This is a genomic window from Flavobacteriales bacterium (assembly GCA_020635855.1).
GTDB lineage: Bacteria > Bacteroidota > Bacteroidia > JACJYZ01 > JACJYZ01 > JACJYZ01.
The window spans coordinates 452,409-469,609 of the sequence record JACJYZ010000002.1; the positions used below are offsets into that span (position 1 = coordinate 452,409).

15 protein-coding genes are annotated in these 17,201 nt (G+C 47.3%); 14 read left to right on the plus strand and 1 reads right to left on the minus strand.

Annotated elements, in window-relative coordinates:
- Positions 1-29 precede the first annotated feature (29 nt).
- Together H6585_01945 and rplQ are read left to right on the plus strand one after the other, a co-directional pair.
- Positions 30-1,022: a DNA-directed RNA polymerase subunit alpha gene (locus H6585_01945; GenBank protein ID MCB9447090.1), complete on the plus strand. Its 993-nt coding sequence runs from the start codon at positions 30-32 to the stop codon at positions 1,020-1,022.
- 35 nt (positions 1,023-1,057) lie between these two features.
- Complete coding sequence (gene rplQ / locus H6585_01950; GenBank protein ID MCB9447091.1) at positions 1,058-1,633, plus strand: 50S ribosomal protein L17; 576 nt, start codon at positions 1,058-1,060, stop codon at positions 1,631-1,633.
- 47 nt (positions 1,634-1,680) lie between these two features.
- On the opposite strand, the gene H6585_01955 is transcribed toward rplQ, so the two are convergent.
- Positions 1,681-2,253 (minus strand): DinB family protein, encoded by a 573-nt coding sequence (locus H6585_01955; GenBank protein MCB9447092.1) that lies wholly within the window; start codon positions 2,251-2,253, stop codon positions 1,681-1,683.
- Positions 2,254-2,420: 167 nt separating this feature from the next.
- Between H6585_01955 and carA the strand changes: the two genes are divergently transcribed.
- The 12 genes from carA to H6585_02015 all read left to right on the plus strand — a co-directional run bounded on the left by carA (position 2,421) and on the right by H6585_02015 (position 17,201).
- The gene (gene carA / locus H6585_01960; GenBank protein ID MCB9447093.1) at positions 2,421-3,539 is read left to right on the plus strand and encodes a glutamine-hydrolyzing carbamoyl-phosphate synthase small subunit; all 1,119 of its coding nucleotides are present in this window, start codon (positions 2,421-2,423) and stop codon (positions 3,537-3,539) included.
- A 5-nt stretch (positions 3,540-3,544) separates the two neighbouring features.
- On the plus strand, positions 3,545-4,837 hold the full coding sequence (eno, locus tag H6585_01965) for a phosphopyruvate hydratase (protein ID MCB9447094.1): 1,293 nt from the start codon (positions 3,545-3,547) through the stop codon (positions 4,835-4,837).
- A 124-nt stretch (positions 4,838-4,961) separates the two neighbouring features.
- Positions 4,962-5,612 (plus strand): hypothetical protein, encoded by a 651-nt coding sequence (locus tag H6585_01970; GenBank protein MCB9447095.1) that lies wholly within the window; start codon positions 4,962-4,964, stop codon positions 5,610-5,612.
- Between the two features lie 80 nt (positions 5,613-5,692).
- The gene (locus H6585_01975; GenBank protein ID MCB9447096.1) at positions 5,693-7,525 is read left to right on the plus strand and encodes a UbiD family decarboxylase; all 1,833 of its coding nucleotides are present in this window, start codon (positions 5,693-5,695) and stop codon (positions 7,523-7,525) included.
- Positions 7,526-7,682: 157 nt separating this feature from the next.
- The gene (locus tag H6585_01980; GenBank protein ID MCB9447097.1) at positions 7,683-8,075 is read left to right on the plus strand and encodes a DUF4345 domain-containing protein; all 393 of its coding nucleotides are present in this window, start codon (positions 7,683-7,685) and stop codon (positions 8,073-8,075) included.
- Positions 8,076-8,473: 398 nt separating this feature from the next.
- Positions 8,474-8,971 carry a hypothetical protein gene (locus tag H6585_01985; protein ID MCB9447098.1) on the plus strand — a complete coding sequence of 166 codons (498 nt, stop codon included), beginning with the start codon at positions 8,474-8,476 and terminating at the stop codon, positions 8,969-8,971.
- A gap of 545 nt (positions 8,972-9,516) precedes the next feature.
- On the plus strand, positions 9,517-10,050 hold the full coding sequence (locus tag H6585_01990; protein MCB9447099.1) for a cytochrome P460 family protein: 534 nt from the start codon (positions 9,517-9,519) through the stop codon (positions 10,048-10,050).
- 460 nt (positions 10,051-10,510) lie between these two features.
- Complete coding sequence (locus H6585_01995; protein ID MCB9447100.1) at positions 10,511-11,041, plus strand: ORF6N domain-containing protein; 531 nt, start codon at positions 10,511-10,513, stop codon at positions 11,039-11,041.
- A 9-nt stretch (positions 11,042-11,050) separates the two neighbouring features.
- Positions 11,051-11,584 carry an ORF6N domain-containing protein gene (locus tag H6585_02000; GenBank protein MCB9447101.1) on the plus strand — a complete coding sequence of 178 codons (534 nt, stop codon included), beginning with the start codon at positions 11,051-11,053 and terminating at the stop codon, positions 11,582-11,584.
- 50 nt (positions 11,585-11,634) lie between these two features.
- Positions 11,635-12,795 carry a tyrosine-type recombinase/integrase gene (locus H6585_02005; GenBank protein ID MCB9447102.1) on the plus strand — a complete coding sequence of 387 codons (1,161 nt, stop codon included), beginning with the start codon at positions 11,635-11,637 and terminating at the stop codon, positions 12,793-12,795.
- A 45-nt stretch (positions 12,796-12,840) separates the two neighbouring features.
- Positions 12,841-13,713, plus strand: coding sequence for a hypothetical protein (locus tag H6585_02010; GenBank protein MCB9447103.1), 873 nt, complete (start codon positions 12,841-12,843; stop codon positions 13,711-13,713).
- Positions 13,714-14,147: 434 nt separating this feature from the next.
- Positions 14,148-17,201, plus strand: coding sequence for a T9SS type A sorting domain-containing protein (locus H6585_02015; GenBank protein ID MCB9447104.1), 3,054 nt, complete (start codon positions 14,148-14,150; stop codon positions 17,199-17,201).

Genomic DNA, 17,201 nt, shown 5'->3' on the forward strand with positions numbered 1-17,201 from the left:
ATAGTCCACCATATAACCAACAGATACACATGGCCATTTTAGCATTCCAGAAGCCTGATAAGATCATCATGCTGAATTCCACCGAGCAAAGAGGGCAATTCGAATTCCGCCCCCTGGAACCCGGTTACGGAATCACCATCGGAAACGCCCTCAGGCGCATTCTGCTGTCTTCACTTGAAGGATTTGCCATCACCTCCGTTCACATCGAAGGTGTGGACCACGAGTTCTCAACCATCAAGGGTGTGGTGGAAGATATGACCGACATCATCCTGAACCTGAAACAAGTGCGTTTCAAACGTCAGATCGAATCCACCGAAACAGAAAAGGTGCATGTTTCCGTGAGTGGAAAAAAACAACTCACAGCCGGCGACATCGGTAAATACACTTCTGCATTCCAGGTACTGAATCCGGATCTGGTGATTTGCAACATGGACCCCGGTGTGAAACTGAACTTTGACGTGACTGTCAACAAAGGTCGCGGCTATGTACCCGCCGAAGAAAACAAGGTGGAAGGACAAGCTGTCGGTGTGATCGCTGTGGATGCCATCTTCACACCCATCAAGAACGTGAATTACAGCATCGAGAACTTCCGTGTGGAACAGAAGACCGACTATGAGAAGCTCGTAATGGATGTGACCACCGACGGTTCTATTCATCCGAAGAATGCACTCAAGGAAGCGGCCAAAATCCTCATCCACCACTTCATGCTGTTCTCCGATGAGAAGATCACCATCGATACCGAAGAAAAGGCAGAAACCGAAGAGTTCGACGAGTCTTCATTGCACATGCGTCAGCTGCTGAAAACCAAACTGGTTGATATGGACCTGTCTGTTCGTGCACTGAACTGCCTGAAAGCAGCCGATGTTGAAACCCTGGGTGACCTGGTGTCTTTCAACAAAAACGACCTGCTTAAATTCAGAAATTTCGGAAAGAAGTCCCTGACCGAACTCGAAGACCTCGTACATTCCAAAGGCCTGACCTTCGGCATGAACCTGGCGAAATATAAACTGGATAAGGACTAAGATTACCGCATTAACTGTAGATAGAGGAATTAACGATGAGACACGGAGATAAAATCAACAACCTCGGCCGCAAGGCGCAACATAGAAGAGCTATGTTGGCGAACATGGCCATCTCGCTGATCAAGCACAAACGGATCAATACCACACTGGCCAAAGCCAAGGCGCTGAAAACCTACGTGGAGCCGTTGATCACCAAGTCGAAAAGCGACAATACACACTCCCGTCGTGTGGTGTTCAGCTACCTGCAGGACAAATACGCGGTATCCGAACTCTTCCGCGAAGTGGCCGTGAAAGTCGCCGATCGTCCGGGAGGTTATACCCGCATCCTGCGCACCGGTATCCGCAAAGGAGACAATGCGGAAATGTGCCTGATCGAACTGGTGGATTTCAACGAAACCCGCCTGAACGCAGCCGGCACCGATAAGCAAGCCAAGGCAACCACACGCAGAAGCCGCAGAGGTGGCAGCGCCAAGAAAAAGGCCGACGCCGGTGATGCAGAAGCCAAGGTGGAAGAAGCACCCAAGGCAGAAGCCAAGAAAGAAGCAGCTCCCAAAGCCGAAGAGAAGAAAGAAGAGAAATCCGAAGGCGGAGAGGAAAAAGCTGCGGAGTAAATCATTCCTCACAAAACTTCATAAGGCGGTCATTTTGACCGCCTTTTTTATTGCTCGTTGGTATGTGCGGCCACTGTTTCCAATGCCCGCCTCGCCTGGTTGATATGCCGCTCGGTGTGACCCTGTATGATGGTCAGGCAATCCCTCAGGCTATATGTGACCAAACCTGAAGCTGGCGAGGTTACCCTGGTTTTGTCCACATCCAGTTCCGATAACTGTCCTACCCAATCTTGCCACTGCCGATATTCGCGAAGAAAGGCTTCCACAATGTCTGCAGGTACCCGGCTCCGGGTCGATTGGAAGGCAGGCGGCGATTTGTAAGGCTTCTTTACAACCGGTCCGGTGGATTCTATCAGCAACCTGCCGAAGTACCCGCTGAACGGACTGCTATGTTCCCACCAGTTGGGCTTATAGGTTCCGGACACCAGCTTGGTAAACAGCGGGTGATAGCTCCGGCTGGTGGTGATCAGGTGATCCAGGCATTCTCCCACACTCCATTTTTTCGGAGCGGGCTGCATGTTCAGCGTCTCACCGTCCAGCGACCCGAATTCGGCCGAAACCTGCTCCGATAATGATTGCGCTTTGTGCTGAATTTCTTTAATAAATGCGGGGTCCTGCATGGCTTGTCATTAAAATGTACCGCAAGGTAATACATCCGGTGGCGAATCCCATTCGCCATCCTTATCTTTCCGTTTCGAAAAAAGTGCGCGCAAGACTTCGTGGAAAACCGGCTATTTTCCATATATTTGCGGCGCAAAAAACATAAAAGCCACCACGACCCAGGCACATGAAATACTTCGAAAAATCCCCGGCGGTACTGCTCCTTGAAGACGGTACCGTTTTTTATGGCCGCTCGGCTGGGAAAATTGGAATCGCGACAGGAGAGATATGCTTTAATACGGGCATGACCGGCTACCAGGAGGTCTTTACCGATCCCTCGTATTTCGGACAGATCATGGTGACCACCAACGTGCATGTCGGCAACTACGGCGTGCATAAGGATGAAGTGGAGTCGGATTCCATGAAGATCGCCGGCCTCGTTTGCCGCAACTTCACCAGCATGTATTCGCGTAAGGATGCCACCGGTGATATCCAGGACTATTTCCTGGAAGAAAACATGGTCGCCATTACCGATGTGGACACACGGGCGTTGGTTCGCCACATCCGCAGCAAAGGCGCCATGAACGCCATCATTTCTTCCTCCGACCTCGATATCGAATCCCTTAAAAAGAAACTGGCCGCCGTGCCTTCCATGGAAGGACTTGAACTGGTCTCCTGCGTATCCACCAAGGAAGCCTATGACTTCGGTCCGGCTACCGCCGATTACAAAGTGGCCGTGCTCGACCTCGGTGTGAAGAAAAACATCCTGCGCTGCCTGGCCGATCGAGGATGCAGCCTGAGGGTGTTTCCGTACGATACATCTTTTGAAGACCTCATGGCCTGGAGCCCCGACGGCTTCATGATCTCCAACGGCCCCGGCGACCCCGCTCCGTTAACCGGCGTGGTGGATACCATGAAACAAATCATCGAAAGCGGATTGCCCGTATTCGGCATCTGCCTGGGACACCAGATCATCGCACTGGCAAACGGACTGCATACCTACAAAATGCACCACGGCCACCGCGGCATCAACCACCCCGTGAAGAACCTGGCCTCCGGCAAATGTGAGATCACCTCACAGAACCACGGGTTCGGCGTGGATGCCGAAGATGTGAAAGGCAACCCCGACATCGAAGTCACCCACGTGAACCTGAACGATCAAACCATCGAAGGTTTCCGCCTGAAAAAACACAAAGTATTCTCCGTACAGTACCACCCGGAAGCATCTCCGGGTCCGCATGACGCCAGTTACCTCTTCGAGGAATTCATCACCCACATCAAAGAAAACACCAACATCAACGCATAGCACCCATGGGACAAATCGCCGCCATCCACGCCCGTCAGATTCTCGATTCAAGAGGCAACCCCACCATCGAGGTGGAAGTATTCACAGACGCAGGAGGGCAGGGCAGAGCAGCCGTTCCTTCCGGTGCATCCACCGGTAAACATGAGGCGGTTGAACTGCGCGACGGCGACAAAGGCCGTTACATGGGCAAAGGTGTGACCAAAGCCGTGCAGAACGTGAACAACGTGCTCGCCGAAGAACTGCGTGGCATGTACATCTTCGACCAAACCACCATCGACCGCACCATGGTGGCCCTGGACGGAAGCGATAACAAAGCCAACCTCGGCGCCAATGCCATCCTGGGCGTGTCCCTGGCATGCGCACGTGCGGCAGCCGAAGAACTCGGACAACCCCTGTACCGCTACGTGGGTGGCGTGAACGCCAATACACTTCCGGTTCCCATGATGAACATCCTGAACGGCGGCGCACACGCAGACAACAAAATCGATTTCCAGGAATTCATGATCATGCCCACCGGCGCGGAAACGTTTTCCGAATCCCTGCGCATGGGAACGGAGGTCTTCCACAGCCTCAAGAAGGTACTGAAAGATAAAGGACATTCCACCAACGTGGGCGACGAAGGCGGCTTCGCACCCAACCTGGCTTCCAACGAGGAAGCCCTGAAGGTGGTGATCCAGGCCATCGAAAAAGCCGGGTATCGTCCGGGTGAAGACATCTTCATCGCCATGGATGCTGCCGCTTCCGAACTCTATGACGCCAAAAAGAAAAAGTACCACTTCAAATGGTCGTCCGGCGAATACCTGACGTCATCCGAAATGGTGACCTTCTGGGCTGATTGGGCCAACCGTTACCCCATCATCTCCATCGAAGACGGACTGGATGAGGACGATTGGACCGGCTGGGTGGAACTGACCGAAGAACTCGGTGAAGAAGTGCAACTCGTTGGTGACGACCTCTTCGTAACCAACGCCGAAAGATTGGCGGAAGGCATCGGTCGCGGCGCTGCCAATTCCATTCTCGTGAAGGTAAACCAGATCGGTACGCTGTCGGAAACCATGGCAGCCGTGGAAATGGCCCAGCGCAACGGCTACTTCTCCGTGATGAGCCATCGCTCCGGTGAAACGGAAGACACCACCATCGCCGACCTGTCCGTTGCCCTGAAAACCGGCCAGATCAAAACCGGTTCGGCTTCCCGTTCCGACAGGATCGCCAAATACAACCAGCTGCTTCGCATCGAAGAATCACTCGGTGACAGCGGACACTTCCAGGGCCGCAACTTCTACTTCGCACGGAAGTAAGCGAACTTCTTTTTACACATCCGGTGGGCATGACCGCTTTCTCATAAAAGCGTACCGAATATTTATTTGCCCGTATCTGACGTATACGTACGCCGGTATGCTCCCGTTCTCCGGCTAAAACGCCATGAACGCCAAACCTTTGATTTATCTGGCAGGTTGCCTGCTGGTAGTTGCCTGTAAAAAGAAAGAGTTCCCTGAAATTCCCACAGGGCCGGTCATCGATAGCCTGGGTACCAGCGATGCCTATTGTCCTACGAAAGAGGGAACCTATTGGATTTACCAGCAGCAATTGTTGGATACCAATAACGTGGTACTTGATTCACGCATCGACAGCGATTATGTGATGAATGATACCATTGTCATCCGGGGCCTCATCTTTCATCATGTCAAAACAAACTCACCTTTTGGAAGTGCCTTTGAACTGTTCCGGGATTCTGCCGGATATATGGTGAATTCGGATGGTAAGATCCTGCTGGCGCAACAAAATTGGGGTGATGTGGCGGAAGCAGATACCGTACCCGGCTCGTGGGTTATCACCACGCGCATCCGCAATGACCTCGGACCGGTTGCAGTTCCTGCCGGAAGTTATCCCGACGTAGTCTCTGCTGAATATGAAGTGGAATACCTCAATCCGGCCAACCCCTTGTATGGCCCCAGCCGGTATGCCTACCGCCATCATGTAAAAGATGTAGGGGTGGTTGAAGAAGTTGCCTTTTATATGGGTAACTCCAATACCATTGTGCGAAAGTTACTGAGGTACAGGATCGGAAAATAACCATTGAACTGCCTTCCCGGAACCGTATGCCACCGGGAAGGCAGCTTTGCTTACATTTGTGAGCAAACCCTGAACACCCCATGGCATACCGCTCCCTGCAGGATTGTATCCGCGACCTTGAGAAAAATGGCCACCTCGTCCGCATCCGCACCGAAGTGGATCCCGACCTGGAAATGGCGGCCATCCATCGAAGGGTGTTCGCAGCCAAAGGTCCTGCCATCCTTTTCGAAAACGTAAAAGGTAGCGAGTTCCCTGCGGTGTCTAACCTGTTCGGCGACATCAACCGCACCCGTTTCATCTTCCGCGATACGCTCGACCAGGTGAAGGCACTGATTGAAATGAAAGCCGATCCGGGGAAGGTACTGAAGCACCCGGTCAGGTATTTTGAGTCCGCCCTGCACGCCATATTCGCCCTGCCGAAGAAGCGAAGCAGGGGCCCCGTCCTCTACCGCGAAACCACGCTCGACAAGCTGCCACAGATCCGCGCCTGGCAGATGGACGGCGGTCCGTATATTTTCCTGCCGCAGGTTTTCACCGAAGACCCCATGCAACCCGGCGTGATGCATTCCAACCTCGGATGCTACCGCGTGCAGATGGCCGGTAACGACTTTGTGCCCAACAAGGAGATGGGCCTGCACTACCAGATCCACCGCGGCATAGGCGTGCACCAATCGAAGGCGAATGAGCTCGGACAGCCCCTGAAGGTGAGCATCTTCGTGGGCGGGCCTCCCTCGCATTCCTTCGCTGCCGTGATGCCGCTTCCGGAAGGCATCAGCGAACTCACCTTTGCCGGTGCGCTCGGCGGAAGAAGGTTCAGGTACATCCGCAAAGACGGACACGTGCTTTCCGCAGATGCCGACTTTGTGATCACCGGAGAACTGCACCCCGGCGAAACCAAACCGGAAGGTCCGTTCGGCGACCACCTCGGTTACTACAGCCTTACCCATCCGTTCCCCCTCATGCGCGTGCACAAGGTGTACCACCGGAAAGGCGCCATCTGGCCGTTCACCGTGGTGGGGCGACCACCCCAGGAAGACACAAGTTTCGGTGCGATGATCCACGAATTGGTGGGGCCGGTGGTGTCGAAAGAGATCCCCGGACTGCACCGCGTACACGCCATCGACGAAGCAGGCGTACATCCGCTGCTGCTGGCGGTGGGCAGCGAACGCTACACACCTTACCTCAACGAACGACGTCCGCAGGAGATCCTTACCATGGCGCATGCCATCCTCGGGTTCGGACAGATGTCGCTCTCCAAATACCTGTGGATCGCTGCCAGGGAAGACAACCCCTCCCTGGACGTGGAAGATGTGCAGGCATTCTTCATGCACATGCTGGAGCGGGTCGACTGGAAACGCGACCTGCACTTCGATACCCAAACCACCATCGATACGCTCGACTACAGCGGCGACGGCCTCAACAGCGGATCCAAACTGGTGGTGGCGGCAGCCGGTGAGAAAAAACGCAGCTTAACGGACGCTGTTCCGGAGGGACTGAACCTATCTGCCGGCTTCTCAAAACCCCGCACGGTGTTCCCGGGTGTGCTGGCGATCAGCGGTCCGCCCTATACCGACAGGTCCGCCGGCGTGCAACACATGCACCAACTCGAACAGGCACTGGCAGGCAGCAACATGGAAGGCCTGCCCCTTGTCGTACTCTGTGACGACAGCGAGTTCACCGCCGCCTCCCACGGCAACTTCCTCTGGGTGACCTTCACCCGTTCCAACCCGTCGCATGACATCGGCGGGGTGGATGCCTTCACCGACAACAAGCACTGGGGATGCCGTGGCAGCCTCGTCATTGATGCCCGCATCAAGCCGCACCATGCACCCGTGCTGGAAGAAGATCCGGCGGTGGCGGCGAAGGTGGATGCGCTGGGGAAAAAAGGCGGAGAGCTGGAGGGAAGGATTTAAATAATTAGGAATTATTAATTAGGAATTAGAAATTGATCCTCCGTGCCGGGGCGGTGAGGGGTATGGGTGTGTGGTTGAGGGGAGATATTGGAACATTGTTTCAAGCGCCATCTGGGGTTTACATTTGGCCCATACATTTAGGTAGGCAATCGGGTGTATGAACAAGAGAAATTTACAAATCATCATGGCTGTATTGGGATTGATCCCAATCGCTACGGGACTGATCGGATTCACAGGCATCAACGACCCTATTTATGAGGGGCTCATTGATTCGCATTTTGTGCTGTTGGACAGCAACCTGAGATTTTTCAGTGGCATTTGGATCGGGCTGGGATTGGCAATGTTCAGCATCATCAGATCCATTGAAAAGGAAAAGAGGATTTTTCGAATCATCTGGATATCCATTTTCATCGGTGGGCTGGGCAGGCTGTTGTCGATGGTATTCACAGGCGTGCCTCCGATACCTTTTGTCGGATTCACCGTGCTTGAAATTGTAGGGGCGCCCTTCTTTATTTACTGGCAACATAAGATTGCGAAGGAGGAGAATTGAGGATGCTGTTGGGTTGTTGGGTAGGTATCGCATAGGTAACCCGGTTCATGTTAACAAGCGAAGAAGAACCGGGACATACTTTCATCGATGAATAGAAGAATCCCAACGGGATTCAATGTTTACAGAAAACACGATGAGTGAAGAATTCTGCGACCCCAACGGGGTTGTACATTTTCATCTCTATACAATGCGCTATAAACGTTCAATGCGAATGGCATTGGGTTCCCGCCAACAATTCCCAGATTGGCGCCTTAAGGTGATTTGTCGGAGGTCACAAATTGTTACCTCCAATGTGGGTAGAAGGTGGGGAAGGGAATGGTGGGGAGATGGTTTGGTGTGGGATGGGGGAAGTTGTATATTTTTGAATAAAGCAGTTGATGTTAGTAAAAATTCCGCCGATGAATTTCAATAATATAGAGGACATAAGGAGAAATGGTTTCACAGGATTTGTAACTGTCACGGAACTTTGGACAGATAAATCCTGTATTCCAAGAATGAAAGGAGTTTACTTAGTAATTGATCCGACTTTCAAGAAGACGGAATTTATTAACCCAGGAGTGGGTGGATTTTTCAAAGGGAAAGACCCCAATGTTTCAATAGAAGAACTGAAAATTAATCACGTTGAAAATTCACAAGTTCTTTATATAGGAAAGGCAGGAAGCCCAGCGGGACAGGCGACATTAAGCTCAAGACTTGGACAATATCTAAGATTTGGAGAGACTAAAAACGTTGGACACTGGGGCGGAAGATTAATTTGGCAACTTAAGAACCATAGAGCCTTGATTTTTTGTTGGAAACCGACACCAAATGACGACCCAAGAAAAATTGAAAAACAATTGCTGAGCGAATACATAAAACAATTTGGAGCAATGCCGTTTGCAAACTTGGTCGGATGAGACCTCAAGTCCATCGCAGCTTACCAAAAGCCTGCAGCTGTCAGACAAAGGTTGCACCAGTCTTGGGTAATCCTTTGACATTTGCTGCGAACCTGTTCACCGCGTTCATGTTGCCAAGCGAAGAGGAATTGGGATATATATTCATCGATGAATAGAAGGAATCCCAACGGGATTCAATGTTTATAGAAAACACGATGAGTGAAGAATTCTGCGACCCCAACGGGGTCGTACATCATCATATCTAAACGATTCTCAACAGACCTTCAATGCGGATGGCATTGGGTTCCGGCTTCAAGGCTGGCGCCTATATTCCCAAGCATGGCGCGAATTTTTGCGGGAGTCGTAAGGGGAAGTTAATTTGTGCCGCAGTTCATCGTAGTTTGCAAAAAGTTGTGGGAGGTTAGGCGAAGGTTTTACCTTCGTCTGGTTATCCCTTAGCATTTGCTACAGATACGAGTTCCGTGGAAATTATGGGAATAGTTGCATACCTTAGAAGCATAGACCATTGTACACTGCAACTAGTCAACAGATAAATGCGAATGTGCATGAGAAACAACTTACAAACAATGATGGTTCTAACTGCTTTTGTTATGGGCATAGGAATCATTCATTCTTGTAAAAAGAAGGAACAAACCACGGACACAGCTGCGGATACGGACAAAGAACTATACGAAATGGCCAAGGTAACAAGTGGCTTTACCTGGTTCAAAAATTCAAGTACGGTATTAAGCAGAAGTGCCGGAAGCGGACATCAGCAGCTGTTTCTGAAAACCCGCTATAACATGATTGCCGCTACAAAACTGGATTCAACCGGTAAGATCATGTCCGGTGCGACATTTCCGGAAGGATCCTTGATTGTGAAAGAATTGTTCGGCGATTCAACAACACTTGAACGCTATGCGATTCTGTATAAAAACGCGTCAAGTGCAGATGCAGATGACAAGGGTTGGGTGTGGGGCTATATAAATGCAGACGGGAGTGTAGCAGAGTCCGCAACTAAAAAAGGCATCTCTTGCATAAGCTGTCATTCCCAAACCGACAACATTGACTATATGTTAATGAATAAATATTTTCCCTAGTGTATTGCAGCTTGCCAAAGGTCCGCAGCTGTTAGGCGAAGGTTGCACCTTCGTCTTGTTATCCTCCTACGTTTCCTGCACAACCGTTTAACCGGTTTATGTTGACAAGCTGTGATGACCGGGATAAACATCCATCGATGAATACAAGAATCCCAACGGGATTCAACGTTTATAGAAAACACGAACGTTGAAAAGATTCTGCGACCCCGCTGGGGTCGTACATCATCATCCATACAATGTTCTATAAACATTCAATGCCGCTGGCATTGGGTTCCCGCCAACAATTCCCTTTTTCCTCACAGTTTACCAATGTCCGGTTGATGTTAGGCGAAGGTTGCACCTTCGTCTTGTTATCCTGTAGCATTTGCTACGAAACCGTTCATTTCTATTAAACGGGAGAAAGTGATGTACGAACTTGCATGAGACGACAACCGGACAACGAGAAAGCGATCTTTGTCGCATGCCAATCCCGAATACCTCCGTTGTTCCCGATGAAGTGTTGCTGCATAAGATCTACCTGATCCGCGGTGAGAAGGTGATGCTGGATCGTGACCTGGCGGAGTTGTACGGGGTGGAGACCAAGGTGTTGAAGCGTCAGGTTCGGCGAAACATCATTCGGTTCCCGGAGGATTTCATGTTTCAATTGACATCTGAGGAGTATCAAACTTTAAGGTGCCAATTTGGCACCTTAAAACAAGGTACACATAGCAAGTACCCTCCTTATGCTTTTACCGAGCAAGGCATATCCCAGCTGTCAACCGTACTTCACAGTGAACGGGCCATTCACACGAACATACACATCATTCGCCTGTTTACCCGCATGCGCAAGATGATGCTGACCCATGCAGACCTGTTGGTGAAAATGGAACAACTGGAGAAACGTATGACGGACCAGGATGGAAAGGTGAAGCTGTTGTTCGACTACCTACGCCAGTTCATCAGGGAAAAGGAAACGCCGGTGGAGAAGGTGGGATATAGAATGGGAAAATAGAAATGGATCATGGTTGAACGTAATGAATCACTGGTTCCCGATGAAGTGTTGCTGCATAAGATCTACCTGATCCGCGGTGAGAAGGTGATGCTGGACCGCGATCTGGCGGAGTTGTATGGTGTGGAGACCAAAGTATTGAAACAAGCCGTACGCCGGAACATAAAAAGGTTTCCGGAGGATTTCATGTTTGAAATGACATCCACAGAACTGGAACATTGGAGGTCACAATTTGTGACCTCCAACTCAGAGAAGAAAGGATTGAGATATCGGCCATTTTGCTTCACGGAACAGGGAGTAACCATGCTGGCGTGCGTTTTGAACAGCGATCGGGCGGTTCAGATGAACATCCGTATCGTGAGGATTTTTACCCGTATGCGCAAGATGATGCTGACCCACGCGGACCTGCTGGTGAAGATGGAACAATTGGAGAAACGTATAACCGATCAGGACGACAAGGTAAAGCTGCTGTTCGATTACCTGCGCCAGTTCATCAGGGAAAAGGAAACGCCGGTGGAGAAGGTAGGATACAGGATCGGGAAATAGAAATGATAAGTTGGGGATGGATCACCCGAAAACCCAAAGCAAAAAGCCTTATGGTGTTAACATTGGATCTGATCCGATACAAGGGAAAGGCCCATGTGCGTATTTCGTTTCCGTTTGACCGGCCGATGATCGGTAAAGTGAGGTCAACCGGGATATGTTTGTGGAGCGCTTCCCGTAAGTGCTGGCACATGCCCTATTCCGTGTCGAATTTGGAACGGTTGATCGCGGCTGTGGGTCCGGGTGTGGTGGTGGACCGGAAACCGCTGGACGAAGCGTTGCCGAAACCCATGCACCCGCTTTCAGCAAAGGCATGTGAGCGATTTTGTGAATGGATGGCCGGACAACGGTATGGTGAACGTACCGTGGCGGTATACGGCGGTATGATCCGATCCTTTTTCACCCACTACCATACACTGACGCCGAAGGACATCACCATGGAGCACGTGAAGGATTACAACCACAAGGTGGTGGTGGGGAAGAACTATTCGGTGAGTTACCAGCGTCAACTGGTGGGAGCCATCAAATTGTTTTATTCGCTGACGCAGGACCGCTCACTGGACATCGAGGCACTTCAGAGGCCCAGGAAGGAAAGGAAGCTTCCGGTGGTGCTGTCGAAACAGGAAGTACTGGCCTTGCTGATGGCGATACGAAACCTGAAGCACCGTACGGCTGTGGGACTTTTGTACGCGGCCGGTTTGCGTATAAGTGAATTATTGGCATTGCGGATTGAAGACATCGATTCGGGAAGGATGCAGATCCGTGTCAGGCAAGCCAAAGGGCGGAAGGACCGGTATGTGACCCTTTCGGAAAAAATATTGGTTCTTCTGAGGAATTATTATGTTGCATATAAACCGAATACATATTTGTTCAATGGCCAGGGGCGGGAGATGTATTCGGCGGTAAGCATCCGGAAGGTACTGTTGGAGGCAGCCAGGCGGGCGGGCATCCGTAAGCGGGTTACACCGCATATGTTGCGTCACAGTTACGCCACGCATTTGCTGGAGGCGGGAACGGATTTGAGGTATGTGCAGGCTTTGCTGGGACACAGCAAACCGGAAACAACAATGATTTACACACATGTCAGTCAGCGCTACCTGGGAACCATTCCCAGTCCGTTTGACCAGCTGATGGAAGGCCAGGCATGGCACAGTGACCTGGAAGGGAATAAAGGGATAAAAGGTAGTGATATCCGCTGGGAATTGGGGGAATAGTTGTAAATTTTGGAGCGATATAACCAGTTACCCACAAGCTAAAAAATGCCGCTGAACAAGAAAAAGAAACAACTCCTGAATGACTTTGCCAATCAAAGTGACAAACTGTTTGACCTTGGAATTATTAGGACAGACAGCTTCACAGGCGAGATTGGAGAGTATGTAGCGTCTGAAGTATTTAAGTTCAGAAAAACGGACAGAGTTACAAGAGCTGTTGACGGAATTGATACCAAAGGGAAAACATATCAAGTAAAGGCGAAAGTGATTGAATCAGATAAAGTCAATTACGGGATTGGCAATCTTGACATTGAATCAATCGATTACTTGGTTATAGTGTACTTCACTCCAAACTATGAGACAAAAAGAATAATTCAAATTAAATCCACACAACTTCCAAAAGGGAAAGTTGGTATTAGCAATAAGTTCCTGAACTCAATCACTTACAATTCAATTGACGGTTCAGAAGTCAAACTCCCAGCCTCCAAACAAAAGGAAATCAAAAAATTTGGGGAGCTATATTGCTTATTACAGTCAGAAGAAATTATTCGTAGTAGAAGAATTGTTGGAGACCTTGGAGAATATTACGCGAGCCAAGAACTCAATCTCACATTAAATGAAAACAAAAATGAAAAAGGAGTTGATGCCTATGATAAAAAAGGAATCAAATACGAGATAAAGACAAGAAGGGTTTATGAAAGTGGCAGACGAACGGGTAAATCGAGACGACTTAATAATCTCGTTGGCAAAGACAGCAAGTATTTAGTTGTTGTTGCATTAGATAGGAGCTTTCGCTGTGCAGGTATGTGGTTGATTCCAATGGCAAATGTCCATAACCCGAAATCTGCACATTTACAAATCGTGAACACAACCCCAGGGACAAAGCGAATTGTTAAAAGCCGAATAAGTTGGTTGAACTAATAAATAAAAAAAGCCTGTGGGTAACAAAGGCTATAAAATATAGGGCAGTCGGTGCGAACCGCAAGCTTCGGTCTTTTCAAACTGCACTTCGTCCGGTGGACAGAAACGCGCTCGAAAAGCCCTACATTTCATAGCCAAACCGTTACCTGCAAGCCTAAAAAGACGACAGTGCATAAAATGAACGATATGACAAGACAGCAAAACATAACGGGACAAACGAAACCACAGACAGCCGACCCCAAAGCCCACGCTTCTGTATTTTTATTTTTTCCCACCGCATTTTTTAAAAACAATTTTAGCCAGATGCACAAATGGCACATTTCGTTTTGCCCGATACACAAGCCGACCCTTCGCAAAACCAAAAGAGCCATTTTTTGCCAACCTTGAAAATAGGAGAAAAATGAATATAAGTTTAACTTTAAAATCAAGATAAAATGAAAAAACCTCTATCAATTCTTATTGGAATTAGCTTGGCATTTCCAATATCTAATTATGGGCAACAGCCCATTAAGCCGAATGAATTCAAAGTAGGAATATTCGGTGCAACCTCATGCAAAACTCATATTGTGAGTGGATGTGAACTCCCTTTTGAAACACCTTTGGACAATGGGTATAAGACAAGTGTTTTAAATATTTTATCTGATGACGGATTTAATATTTATCAAACTTATTCCCCAAATGAATGGATTTCTGAAAGTTTCTTAAAAAGTTACTTGAAATTATCACAAGCAAACAACTTCAAAGTCGAATTAGGTGCCGGACATTACTATAAACCTACTGTTGATATAAATGGTAACTATTTAGGATATGGGACAAATGTTTACGATAATTGCGGTAATTCTATCGGAGTTTGTCAAAACCCTTATTCTCAAAATTATTTTCGTGCCAACATAAATAATTTCATCAATAATATTTACAAGGTTTCTCCATATAAGGATATAATTTGGGGTTATCATATATGCGAAGAAGCATCTTATTATCATTATCAACATTTTGCAAATAACTGTCAGGGAAATGTTTGGGGTAATCCAAGTTATTTTAAAAATGTTGAAACTCCTCCCACAAATGTCAACAGCGCAATTTCTTATTTCAAAAATTCCCTTTCATCGGCAGGCATAACAAATCACAAAATGATTGTGATGGAAGCCAACCACCACAAAAACATCAATGCTAATACAAACGATGGTGAAGGATCATTTAATCCACAGCAATATATTCAACTCTTAAACAAAAATGATAATAGGGATATATTTTTTGAAGGATCATACACACAATTTCCATCATCAGGATGGATAAATCAAAATTACTCTGGAATGTTCAGTAATGGCTTCCATTACCTTGGTGCATTTAAGTCAATTGATTATGCAAAAAGTTATTCTTCTGAAGTTCATAAGGTCATCAATATTGAAGGCACTTCAGTCGGCTCAAATTATTTAGCACATTACCATTCAAATCTTAGCATTCCAAATGCAAATTGGCTTTGGTTTCAGGCATATACATCAATTATTCACGGAGCTAAAGGTATTTGGTTTTGGGACATTAATTATTCTTGGAACTCTGGTGAAACAAATAGCTGGAATAATCCATCTATACCTAATAGATATGACAGAAGCTATTTCCCTGCAAACTATCGGAATTATACTGCATACCTTGCCCAAGAACTGCGATTATTATCTAACAAAAATATTATCAGTACAGATGCAAATACAATAGTTGCTACAAAAACCGATTTTGCTGACCCGAATTGTATCGTTCCTGCTGCAATATCCTATATTCCAACATATTTACCTTCTGAGAAGCGAACAGAAAATTACGGCTTGCGCTATACCATCAGAAGCAATGGAACAGAAACTTATATGATAATTACAAATCCTTTGAATGTTGCAGTTTCAGTAACACTAAATTTTTCAAATTCTTCCAATCAGCAAATCCAAAGTTCGACAGGTGTAAATGTTCTATTTGATAATAATCAATACCCTGTAACAAGTAGCAGTTATAAGGTAAACAGAAATTCAAATATAAATCCGACAAATGGCACTGTTGGCAGTCAATATTATGTTGGGTATGCTTCCAATAAGCAATTGCCTATTTCTTTCGGCCCAATGGACGTAAAAATTCTAAAGTTTGTTTCTACTCCACCAAACTATAATAATGGATGGAATATTGCATGGTCAAACTTTGGAAGCGGCAATATTAATGGCCATAATGTTAAGGACGGAGATTTATTCTACACAGGCGATTTCGATGGAGATGGGACAGAAGAATTATTATGTGTAGGATATACTGGTGGGACAAATGACTGGATTACTGTTTTAAAATATGTAAATGATAATTGGGAATGGCATTGGAGCAATTATGGCTCATCATCTGCTGGTAATGGAATATATCCGTACCGTAACAATTTTATTGTTGGGGACTTTGACGGTGACGGAAAAGATGAACTTCTTGGGAATGATATTAACGGCTGGACTACATTATTCAAATTCAATAGCGGTAATTGGCAGTGGACTTGGTCTGACAATGGAAATGCCTCACATCCCATAAGGCCATATAAAGACAAATTTTATGCAGGAGATTTTAACGGGGATGGGAAAGATGAACTATTTGGTTGCGACCTTCCAAATGGATGGACGACAACATTCAAATGGAATGGCAGCAATTTTATTTGGGACTGGTCAGATTATGGAAGCAATCATGCAATAAGACAATATAGAACGAATATGCTACCTGGTGATTTTGACGGGGATGGCAAAGTTGAAATGTTAGGATTTGATAGTTGGTCAACGCTTTTCCATTTTGATAATGGCAACTGGCAATGGGGATGGAGTACATATGGCGCAAATGATTTTAATGGATGGACATATCCACCCTTAACTACTGATAGAATTTTAGCAGGAAATTTGGATTCAGACAACAAAGACGAATTATTTTTCTTACAAACTCATTCTACTGCTGCATGGGCAACCACAATGGATTTGAAAAATGACCAAAGCGGTTGGAATTGGAACTGGTCTGCAAATCCGCAATATAGTGTTCCTTTTATTGATGACTGGCCATTGGCTGCAAATGGAGGTAGTAATACAAGATATTATCTTGTAAAGGCAAAATCAAACGAACCAAAATATTTACTAGCCATGCGCAAATTTTGTGGGAATTATTTGGTTAATATGTATAAGACAAATAGCCCGGCCAATTATAAAATGGCAGGTATGGATTTAGAGAATGATTCTATTGCCTTTGTATCTGAAAATGATATTACCGTTTTCCCCAATCCTTCTGATGGGAAAATACAAATTTTGTCAGAGAAAGAAGATATTGAATCTATTGAAATCTCTGACCCAAGAGGTCAAATCATTTACAGCGAAAAATACAATTCGCAACGGAAAATAGAGATAGACCTCTCAAAATATCCCACAGGAATCTATTTAGTGAAAATAATCAATAATTCAAATTCAGTTTCAATTCGTAAAATAATCTTAAACAAATAA